15 protein-coding genes are annotated in these 17,737 nt (G+C 72.7%); 7 read left to right on the top strand and 8 right to left on the bottom strand.

The window, feature by feature from the left end; all coding sequences use genetic code 11:
• Positions 1-5: 5 nt before the first annotated feature.
• A complete protein-coding gene (locus ACYVKF_RS17470; RefSeq protein WP_056919094.1) occupies positions 6-1,013 on the bottom strand; it encodes a CNNM domain-containing protein in 1,008 nt (335 codons plus the stop codon).
• Complete coding sequence (locus ACYVKF_RS17465) at positions 1,010-2,425, bottom strand: hemolysin family protein (RefSeq protein ID WP_056919093.1); 1,416 nt, start codon at positions 2,423-2,425, stop codon at positions 1,010-1,012. The genes ACYVKF_RS17470 and ACYVKF_RS17465 overlap by 4 nt, the downstream gene beginning before the upstream one ends.
• 273 nt (positions 2,426-2,698) lie before the next feature.
• Here ACYVKF_RS17465 and ACYVKF_RS17460 point away from each other — a divergent pair, with 273 nt between their 5' ends.
• Positions 2,699-3,601 (top strand): homocysteine S-methyltransferase family protein, encoded by a 903-nt coding sequence (locus ACYVKF_RS17460; protein WP_460968081.1) that lies wholly within the window; start codon positions 2,699-2,701, stop codon positions 3,599-3,601.
• Complete coding sequence (locus ACYVKF_RS17455; protein WP_460968079.1) at positions 3,582-4,754, top strand: acyl-CoA dehydrogenase family protein; 1,173 nt, start codon at positions 3,582-3,584, stop codon at positions 4,752-4,754. Before ACYVKF_RS17460 ends, ACYVKF_RS17455 begins: the two co-directional genes overlap by 20 nt.
• Here the strand turns inward: ACYVKF_RS17455 and ACYVKF_RS17450 are convergent.
• Positions 4,751-6,964 (bottom strand): ATP-binding protein, encoded by a 2,214-nt coding sequence (locus ACYVKF_RS17450; protein ID WP_460968077.1) that lies wholly within the window; start codon positions 6,962-6,964, stop codon positions 4,751-4,753. The genes ACYVKF_RS17455 and ACYVKF_RS17450 overlap by 4 nt on opposite strands.
• A 274-nt stretch (positions 6,965-7,238) precedes the next feature.
• Between ACYVKF_RS17450 and ACYVKF_RS17445 the strand changes: the two genes are divergently transcribed.
• Positions 7,239-8,921 (top strand): glycoside hydrolase family 13 protein, encoded by a 1,683-nt coding sequence (locus ACYVKF_RS17445; protein ID WP_460968075.1) that lies wholly within the window; start codon positions 7,239-7,241, stop codon positions 8,919-8,921.
• 41 nt (positions 8,922-8,962) lie between these two features.
• Here the strand turns inward: ACYVKF_RS17445 and ACYVKF_RS17440 are convergent, their stop codons facing one another.
• The gene (locus tag ACYVKF_RS17440; protein WP_056917090.1) at positions 8,963-9,256 is read right to left on the bottom strand and encodes a putative quinol monooxygenase; all 294 of its coding nucleotides are present in this window, start codon (positions 9,254-9,256) and stop codon (positions 8,963-8,965) included.
• Positions 9,257-9,458: 202 nt separating this feature from the next.
• Here ACYVKF_RS17440 and ACYVKF_RS17435 point away from each other — a divergent pair, with 202 nt between their 5' ends.
• Positions 9,459-11,537 carry a SpoIIE family protein phosphatase gene (locus ACYVKF_RS17435; protein WP_460968073.1) on the top strand — a complete coding sequence of 693 codons (2,079 nt, stop codon included), beginning with the start codon at positions 9,459-9,461 and terminating at the stop codon, positions 11,535-11,537.
• Here ACYVKF_RS17435 and ACYVKF_RS17430 read toward each other — a convergent pair.
• Positions 11,512-12,285 carry a DUF4118 domain-containing protein gene (locus ACYVKF_RS17430; RefSeq protein WP_235530744.1) on the bottom strand — a complete coding sequence of 258 codons (774 nt, stop codon included), beginning with the start codon at positions 12,283-12,285 and terminating at the stop codon, positions 11,512-11,514. The genes ACYVKF_RS17435 and ACYVKF_RS17430 overlap by 26 nt on opposite strands.
• A gap of 97 nt (positions 12,286-12,382) precedes the next feature.
• Here ACYVKF_RS17430 and ACYVKF_RS17425 point away from each other — a divergent pair, with 97 nt between their 5' ends.
• Positions 12,383-12,805 carry a VOC family protein gene (locus tag ACYVKF_RS17425; protein WP_056914559.1) on the top strand — a complete coding sequence of 141 codons (423 nt, stop codon included), beginning with the start codon at positions 12,383-12,385 and terminating at the stop codon, positions 12,803-12,805.
• 3 nt (positions 12,806-12,808) lie between these two features.
• On the opposite strand, the gene ACYVKF_RS17420 is transcribed toward ACYVKF_RS17425, so the two are convergent.
• Entirely contained in the window at positions 12,809-13,792 is a 984-nt protein-coding gene (locus ACYVKF_RS17420) for a universal stress protein (RefSeq protein WP_056914558.1), read from the bottom strand.
• Between the two features lie 135 nt (positions 13,793-13,927).
• On the opposite strand from ACYVKF_RS17420, the gene ACYVKF_RS17415 reads away from it, so the two are divergent.
• Positions 13,928-14,572, top strand: coding sequence for a CBS domain-containing protein (locus ACYVKF_RS17415; RefSeq protein ID WP_460968071.1), 645 nt, complete (start codon positions 13,928-13,930; stop codon positions 14,570-14,572).
• 68 nt (positions 14,573-14,640) lie between these two features.
• Here the strand turns inward: ACYVKF_RS17415 and ACYVKF_RS17410 are convergent, their stop codons facing one another.
• Together ACYVKF_RS17410 and ACYVKF_RS17405 are read right to left on the bottom strand one after the other, a co-directional pair.
• Complete coding sequence (locus tag ACYVKF_RS17410; RefSeq protein WP_157598415.1) at positions 14,641-15,246, bottom strand: hypothetical protein; 606 nt, start codon at positions 15,244-15,246, stop codon at positions 14,641-14,643.
• A 72-nt stretch (positions 15,247-15,318) separates the two neighbouring features.
• Complete coding sequence (locus ACYVKF_RS17405) at positions 15,319-15,801, bottom strand: adenine nucleotide alpha hydrolase family protein (protein WP_460968069.1); 483 nt, start codon at positions 15,799-15,801, stop codon at positions 15,319-15,321.
• Positions 15,802-15,962: 161 nt separating this feature from the next.
• Between ACYVKF_RS17405 and ACYVKF_RS17400 the strand changes: the two genes are divergently transcribed.
• Positions 15,963-17,687 (top strand): GAF domain-containing sensor histidine kinase, encoded by a 1,725-nt coding sequence (locus ACYVKF_RS17400; RefSeq protein WP_460968067.1) that lies wholly within the window; start codon positions 15,963-15,965, stop codon positions 17,685-17,687.
• Positions 17,688-17,737: the final 50 nt, after the last annotated feature.

Below are 17,737 nucleotides of genomic sequence, written 5' to 3'. Positions count from 1 at the left end.
GCCGGTCAGGCCGGTTCGGGCATCAGGCGTTGCAGGATGTCGGGGACCCCGACCACCCCGAGCGCAGGGCCGCCCGGTTCGGCCACGACGACCAGCTGGGTGCTGGTCTGCTTCATCCGGGTCAGGGCCTGGTGGACCAGGGCACCCGGTGGCATCGTCTCGGGGTGGCGCATGATCACGGTCACCGGTTGCCCGGGATCCGAGGTGAGGGCGTCGCGGACGTGGACGACGCCCAGGACGCTGCGTCCGTCGCGGACCAGGACCCGGAGGTGGCCGGTGCGCCGCGAGGTCTCCCAGAGGTCGGCCGCCGTCGCATCGACCCCGACCGAGGTCAGGGCCCCGTGGTCGTCGACCAGGTCCGCCAGCGTGAGCGTCTGGAGGTCCAGCGCCCCGGAGAGCTGGGCGGAGTACGCCGTGTCGAGCGTCCCGACGCTGGTGGAGTGCTCCAGCAGGGACCGCAGGTCCTCGGGGCTGCGGCCCGAGGCCACCTGGTCCGTCGGCTCGACCCCGACCCGGCGCAGGCACCAGTTGGCGACCGCGTTGAGGGACCGCAGCAGGGGCCGGGTCGCCCACATGAACCCCCGCATCGGCAGCGCCAGCATCGTGGCGGAACGCTCGGGGTGGGCGATCGCCCACGACTTCGGCGCCATCTCGCCCACGACGAGGTGCAGGAACGTCACCACCACCAGGGCGAGGACGAAGGCGACGACGTCGGCGGCCCAGACCGGCAGGCCGGTGGCCTCCAGCGGCGGCATGAACCAGTGGTGGACCGCCGGCTTGGTGATCGCACCGAGGGCCAGGGTGCAGACGGTGATGCCGAGCTGGGAGCCGGCGAGCAGCAGGGTCAGCTCGTGCGAGCTGCGCAGCGCGGCACGTGCGGCCCGGCTGTGGTGCGCCGCGTCCTGGAGCCGGTGCCGCTTGGCCGACATGAGCGCGAACTCGATCGCGACGAAGAACGCGGACAGCGCGATGATGGCGACGGTGGCCGCGAGGATCACCCAGGTGTTGCTCATGACTGCTCCTCGGGCTGGTGCGGTCCAGCGGCATCCGCCTCGCCGCTCTGCGGCTCGGGGGCCCGCTCGACCCGCAGTCGGACGCTCGCGGGAACATACCGTTCGACCTCGAGCACCTCGATGACGGCGACGTAGGGCGTCGGCTCGCCGTCCTCGGCCAGCTCGGCCGGGTCGATCGGCAGCTCGACGACCACGGTGTCACCGGGGTCCGGCAGCGCCCCGTGGTGGGCGATGACGAGGCCGGACACGGTCTCGTGGTCACCGACGGGGAGGGCTCGGCCCAGCAGGCGCTCGGCCTCGTCCAGGGGCAGGTCGCCGGAGAGCAGCCACGAACCGTCCGCGTCGGGTGCGGGGACCGGCTCCGACACGGCGTCGTCGTGCTCGTCCGTCAGCTCGCCCACGAGCTCCTCCGCCATGTCCTCGAGCGTGAGGATGCCGGCGAACGAGCCGTACTCGTCGATCACGCAGGCCAGCTCACGCCGTCGCCCCACGAGCTCGCGGACGGCGTCGGGCAGGGCCATCGTCGTCGGCACCACGACCGGCTCCTGCATGAGCTCGGTGACCGACCGGGCGCCGAGGCCTGAGGTGGCGAGCACGTCGTACAGCTCGACCACCCCGAGCACGCTGTTTCCGTCCTCGGCCAGCACGGGGTAGCGGGAGTGGCCGGCCGCCATGAGGCTGCGGACGTCGTCGACGGTGTGGCGCGGGTCGACCGTGTCCACCCGCGGACGGGGGACCATCGCGTGCTCGACGTCGCGCCGGGGGAAGTCGAGGACGCGTTCGAGCAGCAGCGACAGCTCGGGGGAGAGGTCGCCGCTCTCGCGCGACTCCGCGACGATGTGCTCGAGGTCGCGGGCACTCGCGGAGTGCTCGACGTCGTGGACCGGCTGGATGCCCAGGGCACGCAGCAGGACGTTGGACGCCCGGTCGAACACCTGGATCAGCCACCCGAAGACCGTGAGGTAGATCGTCGTCGACCGCGACAGCCAGCGCGCGATCGGCTCGGGCCGGGCGATGGCGAGGTTCTTCGGGAAGAGCTCACCGAAGACCATCTGCACCACGGTGGAGAACCCGAGGGCGATCACCGTGCCGACGGCCAGTCCGACACCGGTCGGCACGGGCGTGCCACCGAGCAGGTCCGAGAGGGACTCACCGATCAGCGGTTCGGCCACGTAACCGACCACGAGCCCGGTGACGGTGATGCCGAGCTGGGCTCCGGACAACATGAAGGACGTGCGCCGGGTGACCGCAAGAGCGCGGGCGGCGACCGGGTCACCGGCCTCGGCACGGGAGGCCAGGCGGGACCGGTCCACGGCCATGTAGGCGAACTCCTGGGCCACGAAGTAGCCGGTGAGGGCGGTGATGAGCAGGACGACGAGGATGCCGAGCAGGAGGGACAGCACCGCGGTCACGCGTCAACTCCCCCGTGGGGTGGGGTGGGACCGACGCGCCGGGCGCGTCCCGGCGTACTGGGGGGTTCCATGGATCTCCGTGGTCGGGTGCTCTGGTGCGGACAGGGTCACTCGGTGGTGGCAACGCCGGTGTGCCCTCCGGGGTTCCGTGGGTTCCCGTGGGTTCCCTGGGAGTCCGTGGGATCCCGGCAGCGCACCCATCCTGCCGCACCGGGGCAGCAACGGACGCGCGAGCCCGTCGACGCGAGCGACGGGCCGGTCTACCGTGGACGGGTGCGCCTCACCGACGGCGGCCTCGAGACCTCGCTGATCTTCCACCAGGGCCTCGACCTGCCGGACTTCGCCGCCTTCCCGCTGCTCGACGACGAGCAGGGGCGGGCCGCGCTCCGGACGTACTGGGCGCCATACCTCGAGCTGGCCCGCGGGACGGGAGCCCACTTCCTCGTCGACACGGTGACGTGGCGCGCGAACCCGGACTGGGGCACCCGGCTGGGGTACGACGAGGCGGCGCTGCGCGAGGTCAACACGGAGGCCGTGCAGTTCGCCCGGGAGCTCGCCGTCCAGCTGCCCTCGGCCAGCGTCAACGGCGTCCTCGGCCCCCGGGGCGACGGGTACGTCGTGGGCCACGAGATGACGGTCGAAGGGGCGCAGTCCTACCACCGGCCGCAGGTCGCGGTGCTCGCCGAGGCGGGCGCGGACCAGGTCGCCCTGCTGACGGTCACGTACGTCGCGGAGGCGGTCGGGTTCGTCCGGGCGGCTCGCGACGTGGGGATCCCGGCAGTGGTGTCGTTCACGGTGGAGACCGACGGTCGCCTTCCCGGCGGCGTCGGCCTGCGGGAGGCCGTGGAGGTGGTGGACCACGAGACGGACGGGTCGGCGACGGGCTTCATGGTGAACTGTGCGCACCCCGACCACGTCGCGCCCGCCCTCGACGACGGGGACTGGGTCGGCCGACTGGTCGGGTTCCGCGGCAACGCCTCCCGGATGAGCCACGCGGAGCTCGACGCCGCCGAGGAGCTGGACGCCGGCGACCCGGACGAGCTCGGCCGGGCGTATGCCGCGTTGCTGCAACGGATGCCGGCCGTGGACGTGGTCGGGGGCTGCTGCGGCACCGACGACCGGCACGTGCGGGCGATCGCGGCTAGCGTGCTGGAGCATGGGCGCACCGACGACTGACTTCTACGGCCTCGAAGGCCACCTCGACGACGACGAGCGCGAGGTCCTGCTGGGGATGAGGGAGTTCCTCGCTCGCGAGGTGGCACCGATCATCACCGACCACTGGGTGCACGCGACCTTCCCGTTCGAGATCATCCCGGGGCTGGCGGCCCTGGGCACGGCAGGCCTCGCGTTCGACGGACCCGGTGGGGGCAAGCGCAGGTTCCTGCTCGACGGGATGCTCGCGATGGAGATGGCCAGGGTCGACCCGTCGATCGCGACGTTCCACGGCGTCCACAGCGGCCTGGCCATGGGTTCGATCCAGCTCTGCGGGTCCGACGAGCAGAAGGGGCGCTGGCTCCCGGCCATGGCGCGGTGGGAGAAGATCGGTGCCTTCGGGCTCACCGAGCCCGACGCCGGGTCGGGTGCCGCCGGTGGGCTGACCACCACCGCCACCCGCGACGGCGACGAGTGGGTGCTCGACGGCGAGAAGAAGTGGATCGGCAACGCGACCTTCGCCGACCTGACGATCATCTGGGCGCGCGACACGACCAGCGACGAGGTGCTCGGGTTCGTCGTCGAGAAGGACACCCCGGGGTTCAGCACCGAGGCGATCGGCGACAAGATCGCGCTGCGCGTCGTGCAGAACGCGCACATCACGCTCGACGGGGTGCGGGTGCCCGAGGCAAACCGGCTGCAGCACGCGAACTCCTTCGACGACACCGGTCGGGTCCTGCTCATGACCCGGGCCGGGGTGGCCTGGATGGCGGTGGGCTGTGCGCTGGGTGCCTACGAGCACGCGCTGGCCTACGCCACCGAGCGGGAGCAGTTCGGGCAGAAGATCGGTGGGTTCCAGCTCATCCAGGACCTGCTGGTCCAGATGCTCGGCAACACGACGGCCTCGGCAGCCCTGTGCGTGCAGCTGAGCCACCTGCAGGACGCGGGGAAGGCCACCGACGCCCAGGCCTCCCTGGCGAAGGCGTTCTGCACCGTGCGCATGCGCGAGACCGTGGGCTATGCCCGCGAGCTGTTGGGCGGCAACGGGATCCTGCTCGACCACCAGGTCGGCCGGTTCGTGGCGGACGCGGAGGCGATCTACTCCTACGAGGGCACGCGCGAGATCAACACCCTCATCGTCGGCCGCGAGATCACCGGCATCGGCGCCTTCGTCTAGCCGAGGTGGCCCCGCGCCGGCGCCCGCACACCGGTGGCGTGGATGCGGGGCAGCGTGATCGTGAAGACCGACCCGCCGCCGGGCCGCGGCGCGTAGTCGATCTCGCCGTGGTGGGCTCGCGCGATGGAGCTGACGATGGTCAGGCCGAGTCCCGTGCCCTGGATGGCCTCGGCCTGGGCCGTGCTGGACCGGAAGAACCGCTCGAACAGGCGGTGCGCCTCGGCCTCGGGGACGCCCATGCCGGTGTCCTCGACCGCGATCCGCACGGTGTCGTCGTCGGTCTCGTCGACGCGCACGGTCACCCGACCACCCGCGGGGGTGAACTTCACGGCGTTGGAGGCCAGGTTGAGCAGGGCCCGCTCCAGCTGTCCCTCGTCGCCGGCGACGAGGACGGGGTCGTGGGGCGCGACGACGGCCAGGGTGACCTCGGCGTCGCGAGCCATCTTCTCGAGGGCCTCGCACGCCTGCCACGAGCAGTGGACGACGTCGACCTCGGTGGGGGTGAACGAGAAGCTGCCCGCATCGACCCGCGACACCGCCAGCACGTCCTCGATGAGGGACAGCAGGCGGCCGGCGTTGCGCTCGACCTTCTCGACCATGCTCAGCTGGAGGCGGTTGAGGTCCCCGGCGTCACCCTCGGTGAGCATCTCCGCGTAGCCGATGACGCTGGTGATCGGCGTGCGCAGCTCGTGGCTGATGTTGGTGACGAAGTCGTCCTTGGCCTGGTCGAGCTCGGTGAGCCGTTCCACCGCCCGACGCTCCTTGTCCAGGGCCGAGCGGAGCTGGGCCTCGGCCTCGCGCCGCTCGGTGACGTCGACGAGCTGGGCCGTGTAGAGGTCGCCGCCGTACTCGTCGAGGGGGGACAGCGTCACCTCGAGCCAGGCCCGCGAGGGACGCGCCACCTGCACCTCGCCCTGCCAGCCAGGTGAGGCCTCGTCGTCGCTGAGCACCGACACGGGGGACCCCGGGACCACGGAGTCGACCTCGAGGGCGCTCACGGGGTCGAGCAGCAGCGACCAGCTCTCGTCCAGCAGGTCGGCCTCGGTGCGTCCGTCGTCGCCCGTGAGCAGGCGCAGGGCCACGGCATTGAGCTCGACCACCCGCAGGGCACCCTCTCGTCTACGCAGCAGCAGCATGCCGACTCGCGCGCCGTTGAAGCCGTGGCGGAACAACGCCTCGCTGCGCTCCAGCTCGGTCATCGCGACCTGGCGCTGCCGGATGGCCACGGACAGGGGGAGGACGAGGAGGGCCGCGCTGACCACGAACGCCTGCACCAGGGCCGTGATGACCTCGGGCGGCCGACCCGCCGACATGTGCGCGAACGGCCCTCCTCCCAGGGAGCTGAGCACGGTGCCGAGGATGCCTGCCGTCACGAGCTGCGCACAGACCGTGCGCTGGCCCATCCGCACCGCGCCCCACATCAGCGGGACGAACGGGACGAAGGCCAGTGGCAGGCTCTGTCCCGGGGCGAAGACGAGCGCGACCACGGCCAGCAGGGCCAGCCACTGGGTGATGCGCTCGGTCCGGCGCCGGCGCGGCGTCGGAGAGGCGCCGAGGAACCACGGCAGCACCAGCAGGAGGGCCGCCCCGTGCGAGGCGCCGACGGCGCGGGCCACGTCGAGGAAGTCCCCGGTGCCGGAGAGCTGGACGGTGACACCGGCTCCCACGGCGATGACCGCGACCCCCGCCGTGCACGCCTTGAGGAAGTGACCGAGTCCGGCCATCGACGCGAGTGCGGTCCGGGCCCCGCCGGCGCGGACGAGCAGGACGGTGACGACGACGGTCTCGGCGAGGTTCGCGGCAGCGAACCCGAGTGCGACGGGCAGGGACCGGTCACCGAGGAGGTTGCCGATGACGGAGACCACGAACAGCCCGGCGCCGAGCACCCAGCGCTGCCGCCCGCGCAGCCAGAGGAGCGCAGCAACGGAGACCCCTGCGGCCGGCCACCACGCCGCCACGCTGGATCCCGACGGGGCCAGGACCACGGAGGTGCTGGTGAGCGCGAGGACGGTGCCCAGCAGGCCGGTGAGGGCCACGACGGGGCGGACCCCGTCGGGCAGCCCGTCGAACCAGGTGCGCAGGGCCCCGTCCGGGCCGACCCTGACCACGGGCTCGCGGACGTGCACGGTGGCGCTGGCGCCCTGCGGGACGTCCGGGTGGCCGTCGGCGGCTCGGCGTGCGGGTGTGGGGCGGTGGCTGCCGGACCTCACGGCGTCCGTCCCGGGCTCGGGACGGGCACGACGCGCGCAACGGACACGCGAACACCTGACTCTCGGCCGGGGGGAGGGGACGAGGGCGATTGTGCACGAACGCGGCCCGTTATCCCACCAACGCGCCGCACCAGTGGGGGGACAGGGGTATGGCGCGGCGGCGCCATACCCCTGTCCGCGCAGGACCGTGCCCACTAGGTTCGGTTCCGCAGCCGAGGGCGAGCCGTGGGCGGCCCGTCACCGATCCGTTCCCGATCCGTTCCAGGAGTAGCCCATGAGCAGCGCCGCGGACATCTCCGGCACCGAGTCGCCGGGCCCCGACGGGGCCGAGGCGTGGTGGCGCAGTGCGGTGATGTACCAGGTGTACCCGCGCAGCTTCGCCGACGGGAACGGTGACGGCGAGGGCGACCTGCCCGGGCTGCGGGAGCGCCTGCCCTACCTCGCCGACCTCGGTGTCGACGGGCTCTGGATCTCCCCGTGGTTCCCCTCGCCGATGGCCGACGGTGGGTACGACGTCAGCGACTTCACGGACATCCACCCGATGTTCGGGACCCTGGAGGACGCCGACGCGGTGCTGCGCGACGCCCGGGCCCTCGGACTGCGCGTCATCATCGACCTCGTCCCCAACCACACCTCCGACCAGCACCCGTGGTTCCTCGCGGCGCTCGCCGGAGGACGCGGCGCACCGGAACGGGCGCGGTACTTCTTCCGCGACGGCCGCGGCGACGGTGGCGACGAGCCGCCGAACAACTGGATCAGCGCCTTCGGTGGACCGGCGTGGAGCCGGGTCACCGAGCCGGACGGGTCCCCGGGCCAGTGGTACCTGCACCTCTTCGCCCCCGAGCAGCCGGACCTCGACTGGAGCAACCCCGACGTCCTCGACGACTTCGACGACGTGCTGCGGTTCTGGTTCGACCGAGGGGTCGACGGCCTGCGGATCGACGCCGCCCCGGCCATGTCCAAGAAGGCCGGCCTGCCCGACGCCGACTACGGCGGGGTGCTGCAGTTCCGCACCGTGGACTGGGACGACAACCCCCACTGGGACGTCGAGACCGTCCACGAGATCTTCCGCCGCTGGCGCGCGATCGCCGACTCCTACGACGGGGAGCGCGTGTTCGTCGCCGAGGCCGTCGTCAGCACCCCGGAACGGCTGAGCAAGTACCTGCGCCCCGACGAGATGCACACGGCGTTCAACTTCCCCTACCTCAAGGGTCCGTGGGATGCCACCGCGCTGCGCACGGTCATCGACGACACGCTCGCGTCCTTCGCCCCCATGGGCATCCCCGCCACCTGGGTGCTGACGAGCCACGACGAGATCCGGCCGGTGACGAGGTACGGCCGGACGACGACGAGCTCGTACTTCATCACCGATGGTGAGGGCGAGGTCCCCGACCTCGAGCTGGGCACCCGGCGGGCGCGGGCCGCCGCGATGCTCATGCTCGCGCTGCCCGGGGGCGCCTACATCTACCAGGGTGAGGAGCTCGGCCTCCCCAACGTCGACGACCTGCCGGACGAGGTCCTGCAGGACCCCATGTTCCTGCGCAGCGGCGGGGAGATGCGAGGTCGAGACGGCTGCCGCGTGCCGCTGCCGTGGTCCGGCACCGAGCCGCCGTTCGGGTTCTCGCCCGAGGGCGTCGACCCGTGGCTCCCGCAGCCCGAGTCCTGGCGCGACCTCACGGTCGAGGCCGAGCTCGCCGACCCCGGCTCCACCCTGTCGTTGCACCGCGAGGCACTTCGGCTGCGGCACGAGCTCCCCGGGCTCGCTGCGGCGGGACTTGCCTGGCGGGAGTCGTCGTCAGGGGTGCTGGACTTCGAGCGGGGGGCGTCCCTGCGCTGCATCGTGAACCTCTCGGGACAGTCGGTACCGCTCGAGGGCTCCACCGTCCTCCTGTCGAGCATCCCGCTCGAGGACGGCGCCCTGCCGGCGGACGCGACGGCCTGGGTCAGTCCGGGCTGACGCCGCCGCGTCCGGGAGGGGTGCGGTCCGGTCGACCGGCCTCAGGCGACCGGGCTCAGGGGGTGGATGGCGATGTCTCCGCCGAGGTGGTCGGCGCTCGCGGTCATGGCCTCGGCGATGTGCGGCGTCGTGAGGTGGGCGTCGAGGTCGGCCTGAGCGCGCCACCGCTCCAGCGTGACGAACGTCCCGGGAGCGGCCCCGGACTCGAACAGGTCGTAGGCCAGGCAGCCCTCCTCCTCGCGGGTGGCGGCGGCGAGCGTGGTGAGCAGGGCTCGAACGGTCTCCTCCGACCCGGGCTTGGCAGGGATGGTGGCGACGACGTGGAGCTCGGTCATGGTGGTGCCTCTCGGGTCGGGTGCTCCCCACACTAGGTCCGCGTGGTCCGGGCCGCAGGTGAGCGCGAAGTGGCAGTGGGACGGGACACAGGGCCGGATCCGGGCCATTCCGGACGACGGCCCGGCGATGCGGGCCCGGATGTCGTCGTCGTGGTCCGGGACCAGTTCCCCCTCGGCCACCTCGGGGAGGTACTGTCGCCCCGTGGATGCACGATCGGACCATGTACGCGCAGGTCAGGACCTTGGAGGAGCTGTCACCGGGGACAGCGCCGAGGCTCGCGAACGCGCGGCCGCGGACGCCCGGGTGGGCGCCGCCGACACCGTCCGGGACGTCTTCGACCAACTCGGCGTGATGGTCGTCGCGTGGGAGGGACCGGAGCACGTGGCGGTCGCGGCCAACGCGCCGTACCGCCAGTACGTCGGCCGCGAGGCCTTCATCGGCCAGCCGTGGAGCCGGGTCATGCCGGAGCTCGAGGGGCAGCAGTTCCTCGAGATCCTCGACCGTGTCTACTCCTCGGGCGAGACGCACGTCGGTTCGGAGTGGCGGTTCCAGATCCGGCGGGACGACACCGACCAGCTCCACGAGATCTACGTCGACTTCACCGTCACCCCACGGCGCGACGCCGACGGCCGGACCATCGGCGCCGTGTGCTCGGTGGTCGACGTCACCGAACGCGTCCACGAACGGCACGAGGCGGCCCTGCGCACCGCGCACGCGCAGGAGCGGTACGAGGCGGTGCACGACGTCGTCGTGGAGCTGCAGCGCGCCCTGCTGTCCATGTCGTTGCCGGTCCTGCCCACGGCCACGATCGCCGCGCGCTACCTCGTCGCCGCGCACGACCAGGCCGCCGGCGGCGACTGGTTCGACGCCTTCGTCCTCGACTCCGGCATGCTCGCGCTCGTGGTGGGTGACGTGGTCGGGCACGGCGTCGTGGCCTCTGCCGCGATGGGCCAGCTGAGGGCGGTGCTCGAGGAGCTGCTGCGCACCGAACGCGAGCTCGACACGGTGCTCGGCCGCCTCGACACGTATGCGGCGCACAACCCGACCATGCGTGCGGCCACCGTGGCAGTGGTTCTGCTCGACCCCGAGACGGGGAAGGTGGTCTACGGCCGGTGCGGCCACCCCGCTCCGCTCGTGCTGGCCGAGGACGGGACCACCCGCCTGCTCGATGCCGGCGCCGGGGGACCGTTGGGGACGGGGGCGATCCAGTCGCTGGCGCACACCACGCTGGCCCGGGGTGAGGTCGTCCTGCTCTACAGCGATGGCCTCGTCGAGCGCAGCGGCCACTCCCTGGACGACGGCGTCCGGGAGCTGAGCAAGGTGGCCTCCGACGCCATGGTCAACCGCAGCCTGCCCGTGAACGCCGCAGCCTCCGCGGCCGACCGCGTGGCCGAGCTCACCATGGAGCTGATGACGCGGAGCGGCCACGAGGACGACGTGACGGTGCTCGTCGCCCAGCGCCTCGCCCAGCGGGTCGAGGACCTCGACCTGCGCCTGACCGCGACGCGAGAGAGCCTGCACCAGGTCAACGCCGCGTTCGGGGCGTGGCTGGCTGCGCTCGGGCCGTCGGCGGCGGACCGGTTCGCCCTCGAGCTGGCCGTGACCGAGGCCGTCACCAACGTCATCGAGCACGCCTACCCGGTGGGACGACCGGGGGTGCTCAACCTCATCGCCTCGGTCCTGCCGACGGGAGGAATCGCGGTGCGCGTCGGCGACGAGGGGCGCTGGCAGGCGCCGCCGTCGAAGGCGGCGACGGGAGGACGGGGCCTGCTGCTCATGTCGCAGGTCGTCGACGAGGCCGAGGTCCTGCACCCGCCCCAGTCCGCGAACGCCCCGGAGGGGGACCGCGGGACGACCGTAGTCCTTCGTCACCGGGCGCACCGAGACGCCGTGATGGCCTCGGGCCGCAGCCTCCTGCACGACGAGACGCGGGAGGGTGACTTCCCCGAGGCCGACTTCGAGGTGGTCGTGGACGACTGCGACGAGGGGCCGGTCGTGCGCCTCACCGGGACCGTCGACCTCGACACCGCCGAGCGCGCGAGGGCGGCACTGCTCGGGGCTGCGCGTGGTGGGGTGCGTTCCCTGACGATCGACCTGACCAGGGTGCACCAGCTCGCCAGCGCGGGCGTCCGGGCGTTGTTCGAGGTTCGCGAGCAGCTGCTCGCCAACCGCAAGCAGCTGGTCATCGTCGCCGAACCGGGCAGCCCGGCAGCGATCGTCCTCGAGCTCGTCTCGCTGGCCTACCACCATCCCCTCACTGCGCCGCCGACGACCGCCTGAGGTCCGGGCGGGGCCGCGTCACCAGCGCGGTCGCCACCTGGTCGGCCAGCAGCACGGCGGTGCGGCGCTGGTCGCGGGTCGGGCGGATGACGCGCGAGGCGGCCGTGAGCAGGAAGGTGCCGAGGACCTCGCCGGCGGCGGTGACCTCCACGGCGACCTCCGTGTCCACGGGCAGGCCGTCGCGGTCGACGTCGTGGCTGCTGCCGCGGCCGGTCAGGGCGCCGGTGCGCGACAACCGCGGCACCCCCGGTGCTGCCGGGCCGGCCTGGAAACGGCACCGGTCCAGCCCGAGGACGGCGGTGATCCGCTCACACACGTCGGCCACGAGGACGTCGACGGGGCGGTCCGCTCCCTGGGCCGCGTCGGCGCTCGCGACGAGGCCGTCCAGGAAGCCCGAGGCCCGGCTCGCGCGGGCCTGCTGCCGCCGCCCCCACAGGGACAGCTCGGTGACGGCCACGCCGACCAGCATGAGCAGGGCCATCGCCTCGAGGTCCTCGCGGTCGTGGATCGCGAGCTGTCCGTAGGGTCGGGTCAGCAGGACGTCGAACCAGACGGCTGCCGAGGCAGCAGCGAGCAACCCGGCCGAGCGCAGTCCGGTGGACGCCGCCGCGACGACGAGGACCACGAGGACCAGGACGGCCGGCGCGTTGGCGACCTCGGCACGCACCGTGGTGAGGGCGAGGCACGCGAGCAGCGGGAGGCCGGCCGCGAGGCCGAGGACGAGGGGGCGGCCCGAGGACGCCGTCATGGTGGTCACACCTCCATGACGCCGCGCCGGTCGGCGAGGGTCAAGGGGCCTTGACGCGATCCATACGCCGGATGTCGGTGTGTGCGAGGGTGGTCACGTGCCTGTACCCGTCGAAGGATTCGCCCACGTCCGCCTCACCGTCACCGACCTCGCCCGGTCGAAGGAGTTCTACGACGCCGTCTTCGGGTGGGACGTCGCCTTGGAGGTGCCCGAGGGCGCCGACGAGCAGACCCGTGAGCAGCTCGCGTTCCTCTACGGGGGAGTGATCTACACGTTCGGCGGGGGCCTGTTCGGCTTGCGTCCCGTCGCGCCGGAGTCCGACGAGTTCTCCGAGGACCGCGTGGGTCTGGACCACGTGGCCTTCGCCGTCGCGTCCTTGGCGGAGCTCGAGGCGGCCGCGGCCACCCTCGACGAGCTCGGCGTCGCCCACGAGGACATCAAGGACCTGGGCCGGATGTCGATCCTGGAGTTCCGCGACCCCGACGGTGTCGCGCTGGAGCTGACCGCCCCGACCGGCTGACGGTCAGAGGCGTTCGCGCACCGGTGGCACAGGGAGCCGGATGCCCCTGGGGCTGTGGCCGTGCCGCTGGTGCTCCTCCGACGCCTCGCTCCCGGAGGGGTGCACCACGGCGACGGGGCAGTGGGCCGCCCTGACGACGGCCTGCGACACCGAACCCTTGACCCAACCCGAGACGACGCCGCGCCCACGGGTGCCCACCACGAGCAGGCAGGCGTTCTCGCTCAGCCGGGCCAGCTCCTCGACGGGGTGTCCCTGGACGACCGAGCGTCGGACGTCGACGTCGGGGTACTGCTCCCCGAACCCGGCGAGGGCCTCCGACGTGACCGACCGCTCCTGCTCACCGGCCTGCTCCCAGTCGACCGACCACGCCATGGAGGCCGAGGCGCCCTCGACGGCGTCGAGCTGCCAGGTGTGCACGACGGTGATCCCGACCCCGCGGGAGGCCGCCTGCTCGAAGGCGAAGGCGAGTGCGGCCACCGAGGTCTCGGTGCCGTCGACGCCGACCACGACCCGCGCGTCCGGGACGGAACGGGTCGCCGCCTCGTGGACCACGACGACCGGGCTGTGCGCGTGGGCGCAGACGTGGGTGGAGACCGAACCCATGAGCAGGCCCCGGAGGGGACCGAGCCCGCGCGCCCCGACCACGACCAGGGCGGCGTCGCGCGAGGCGCCCACCAGGGCCTCTCCCGGCGACCCGGCGCCCGTCTCCACGGCGACCTCGAGCCCGGGGTGTGCACTGCGGACCCGTGCCGCAGCCTGGGTGGCGGCGTCGACGGCTGCCCTCCGGACGGAGTCGTCGAGGTCGGTGACGACCGTCCCCCCGGGCACGCCGGCCCTGACGGCGGGGTAGGTCGGCAGCGAGTAGGCGTGCACGACCAGCAGTCGGCAGCGGCTGCGGGCGGCTTCGACGGCAGCCCACTCGAGGGCCAGCTCGCTGGTGTGGGACAGGTCGATGCCGACGACCACGGTGCGGTGGTTGGTGTCCATGGAATGCTCCTGGTTCTCGTCTCTGTGGAGTCCACGTTGGCTGCGAGATCCCTGTCGGCACAGGGCACTTGGTCCCTGTGCCGCTCCATGGACGACCGACAGGGTGGGGTCACCACTTCCCTCGAAGGAGACTCCATGCTGGTGCGCGAGCTCATGACCGTCCCGGCCCACAGCGTCCGCACGGGGAGCACCCTCGAGCTGGCGATCCAGCTGCTGGCCCGGGCCAAGCTGTCCGCGCTCCCCGTCGTCGATGCCGACCACCGGGTGGTCGGCATCGTCAGCGAGGCCGACATCCTGCGGCTGCACCTCACCCCGGACCCGCGGGCGCACCTGCGCCCCATGGAGATCGAGGCCGGGCCGTGGCCACAGCTCGTGGACGAGGTGATGACCCCCGACCCCGTGACCGTGCTGGAGACCTCGGACGTGGCGGAGCTCGGGCAGCTGTTGGCCGACACCGGCTGGAAGAGTGTTCCCGTGACCCGGGACCGGGTCCTGGTCGGGATGGTCAGCCGCAGCGACATCCTGCGGTCGATGACCACGTCGGACAGCGTGATCCGCCGGCACCTCACGAGGGAGTTCGCAGCCCTGGGCCGGGCCCGCTGGTCGGTGAGCGTTGCCGAGGGCGAGGTGACGGTGTCCGGCACGCGGGGTGGGCGCGAGGCCCGCCTCGCGCAGGTGATGGCGTCGGCGGTCGCCGGGGTGCGCCGCGTGGTCGTCACCGGTGGCGTGGTCGGTGACCAGGACCCCTCGGGCGGTCAGCCGGGTGGTGCGGGCGCCTGACGCGAGCCGGACGGAGGACGACCGCGACACCGGAGGTGGTGCCGCGGTCGTCCTCGAGCCGGCTGGTGCTAGCGCAGCCAGCGGTGGTGCCGCACGACGGTCAGGCGGTTCCACGCCCTCCCTAGACCGAGGTGCTTCCCGGCACCCGAGGCGAGCAGGACGACCAGGGCCAGGGCGTACACGAGGTGGTCGTCCATGAAGGGGTTGTTGTCCGGGGGCAGGTAGGCGCTCCACATCATCACCAGCATGGCCGAGCCGGCCACGGTCGCGATGCGCATCCCCACGCCGAGGACCAACGCGACGCCGATGCCGAACAGGCCGAGCATGAACAGCCAGTCGGCCCAGGCCGCGCCGGCGAAGCTGCCGTAGAAGTCCTTGAGCGGTCCGGCGGTCCCGAACGTCAGGAACCCCTTGGTGGGTGAGCCCCCGTTGACCCAGGCGGCATCGCCGAACCGGTCGACCACGCCGGTCTTGGCGTCCCTCCCGGTGGCGAACCCGAGGGCGAACAGCTTGTCCAGGAAGGCCCACAGGAACACCCATCCCAGGGCGAGGCGAAGGAGTCCGAGGGCGGTACCCAGACCCTGCTGCTGGGAGGGTTCCTGAGGCGCCTTGGTGGTACTGGTCGATCCGCGGTGGCGCGAGATGGTGGACATCGTCTTCTCCTTGTCAGGCATGGCTGGGGCCGTTGGGACGGGGTCGAGCGACCCCTCCCTCGGCGCCGTGGCGCCAAGGGCCCAGTCATGACGTTAGGAGCCGGATGCCGCTGTCTCCCAGTGGCTTTGGTCCCTGACGTTCGATGTGGCGGCACGCGGCACGACGTGGACCGGGCACCGTGCGTGCGCCGAGCAGTAGGCACCCACCTGCCTCCCACCGGGACCCGCGTCGTCGCTGCTCCGGTCCTGCCCCACGACCAGCCCGACGGCCTTGGAGCTGCGCTCGACGAGGACGACCGCGGGGTCGCCGGTGGGTGACTCGAAGGTCACGCCACGGTGCTTCCCGTGGCGCAACGCATTGAGCCCGGCCGCGAACGTCGCGCTCTCGGCCTCGGCCCGCTCGGTGGGGTCGAGCCCCACCGGCACGACCTGGACGAACCGGATCGAGGCGCCCAGGCTCGCGGCCAGCTCGACCCCCCGGACGGCGACACCCAGTGCCATGCCGTCGTTGACGAGGCCGACGACCACCTCTCGCGCGGTCGGGTCGGGGTGGCTGGGTCGAGGCACGTTGGTCATGGGGCCAGTCTCTGCGAACCTGCGCGCGGACCGACACGGGCGAAGGTCCCGCCCACCGTCGCCCGTCGAGGTCCGGCACCGGGCACGGCCGGTGTGCCACCGCGGCGGTGCCGTTCGCGGCATACCGGTCCCGCGCCGCCGGCCCGGCCTATCCTCGGGCCATGGACCCCGGCGAACCCCACGCAGTCCCTGTCCCGTCCTCACCGCAGACCGATGGCCTGCTGGACGCGGTCATCGCGGTCAGCGCCGGGCTCGAGCTCTCCGAGGTGCTCACGCGCATCGTCCGGTCCGCGTGCACGCTGGTGGGCGCCCGGTACGGCGCTCTGGGGGTCCTGGCACCGGATCGCGACCACCTGATGGAGTTCATCACCCACGGACTCGGGGAGGAGGAACGGCAACGGATCGGCGACCCACCCCGCGGGCACGGCGTGCTCGGCCTGCTCATCCGCGACCCGCGTCCGCGCCGGATCGCCGACATCACGTCCCACCCCGACTCGTACGGGTTCCCGCCCAACCACCCGCCGATGAGCAGCTTCCTCGGCGCACCGATCCGCGTCCGGGACGAGGTGTTCGGCAACCTGTACCTGGCGGTGAAGGAGGGGGCGCCCGAGTTCTCCGACGAGGACCAGGAGCTCGTCGTGGCCCTGGCCGCTGCCGCGGGTGTGGCCATCGAGAACGCCCGCCTCTACGAACGCACCCAGGTCCAGCGCCAGTGGGCGCAGGCCGTGGCCGACGTGACCCAGGCGCTGCTCGAGGGGGAGACCGAGACCGCCGCCCTGGGGGTCGTCGCCGACCAGGTCTGCCGCGTGGCCGGGGCCAGGGCCTGCGCCATCGCCCTGGAGCGCGAAGGGCTGCCGCCGGTGGTCGGAGTGGTGCACCGGCGTGACAGCGGTGCCGTCGAGATCCCTGACGAGAGAGGCGATTTCGGCACCCTGACCGGACCGCACTGGGAGCAGGTGCGTGACGTCCGCCAGCCCCTGCTGCTCATCCCGGGGGAGCAGCAGGCCGCAGTCGCGGAGATCGTCGACGACGTCGTGGCCATCACCGGGGTCGAGAGCTCCGGCCCGACCGCGCTCGTGCCGATCGTCGCCGGAGCCACCCCCGTGGGGGCCTTGCTGGTCTGCTGGGAGTCGGCCGACCAGGACGTGGCGTCCGGGGTGCTCGGGCCGTTGCAGGAGTTCGCCCAGCACGTGGGGCTCGCGCTGGTGGCGGCCAGCGCCCAGAAGGACCGGGCCGTGGTCGCCCTGCTGGAGGACCGGGAGCGCATCGCCCGGGACATGCACGACCACGTGATCCAGCGGCTCTTCGCCACGGGGCTGTCCCTCCAGGCGAGCGGGCGGCTGGCGCAGCACCCGATGGTGCGGTCCCGGCTCGAGGAGGCGGTGGGGGAGCTCGACCTCGCCATCAAGGACATCAGGCAGGCCATCTACCAGCTGACCCCCCTCCCGGCGCCGACCGGCCTTCGGGGTCGGCTGGAGGAGCTGGTCGGCAGCTACACCGACGTGCTGGGCTTCGCGGCGCGGCTGGAGCTGTTCGGTGAGGCCGTGGGCATCACCCCGGAGCAGGAGCAGGACGTGGCGGCGGTGGTCCGCGAGGGCCTGGCCAACGTGGCCCGTCACGCGCAGGCGACCTCGGCGACGGTCCGGGTGTCGATGGGGCCGAGCCTCGAGGTCGTCATCGTCGACGACGGCGTCGGCGCACCGGCGACCGGCCGGCGCAGCGGCCTGGCCAACCTCGCCGAGCGCGCTGCGGCTCGGGGCGGTCAGTGCGCCGTCAGTGCCGCGCACCCGTGCGGCACCCGCCTCACGTGGAGCGTCCCCACGGGCGGCGGTGCGGCCCCTGCCGGTCGTGCTGCCCGACCGGGGGGACCATGGTCCCGGGCGTGAGCGTCGCCAGGTGTCATCGTGGTCTCGGCGTCACCGCCGCCACCACCAGC

It is taken from the genome of Pedococcus soli (assembly GCF_054782575.1).
The sequence above is the reverse complement of the archived record's forward strand: the minus strand, read 5'-3'. Positions and strand labels throughout refer to the sequence as shown.

Bases quoted from the DNA above. Each gene is read 5' to 3' on its own strand.
- ACYVKF_RS17415 (WP_460968071.1), top strand. From the start codon at position 13,928: ATGCTGGTGCGCGAGCTCATGACCGTCCCGGCCCACAGCGTCCGCACG.
- ACYVKF_RS17430 (WP_235530744.1), bottom strand. From the start codon at position 12,285: ATGACGGCGTCCTCGGGCCGCCCCCTCGTCCTCGGCCTCGCGGCCGGC.
- ACYVKF_RS17440 (WP_056917090.1), bottom strand. From the start codon at position 9,256: ATGACCGAGCTCCACGTCGTCGCCACCATCCCTGCCAAGCCCGGGTCG.
- ACYVKF_RS17420 (WP_056914558.1), bottom strand. From the start codon at position 13,792: ATGGACACCAACCACCGCACCGTGGTCGTCGGCATCGACCTGTCCCAC.
- ACYVKF_RS17445 (WP_460968075.1), top strand. From the start codon at position 7,239: ATGAGCAGCGCCGCGGACATCTCCGGCACCGAGTCGCCGGGCCCCGAC.
- ACYVKF_RS17410 (WP_157598415.1), bottom strand. From the start codon at position 15,246: ATGCCTGACAAGGAGAAGACGATGTCCACCATCTCGCGCCACCGCGGA.
- ACYVKF_RS17470 (WP_056919094.1), bottom strand. From the start codon at position 1,013: ATGAGCAACACCTGGGTGATCCTCGCGGCCACCGTCGCCATCATCGCG.
- ACYVKF_RS17455 (WP_460968079.1), top strand. From the start codon at position 3,582: ATGGGCGCACCGACGACTGACTTCTACGGCCTCGAAGGCCACCTCGAC.
- ACYVKF_RS17405 (WP_460968069.1), bottom strand. From the start codon at position 15,801: ATGACCAACGTGCCTCGACCCAGCCACCCCGACCCGACCGCGCGAGAG.
- ACYVKF_RS17400 (WP_460968067.1), top strand. From the start codon at position 15,963: ATGGACCCCGGCGAACCCCACGCAGTCCCTGTCCCGTCCTCACCGCAG.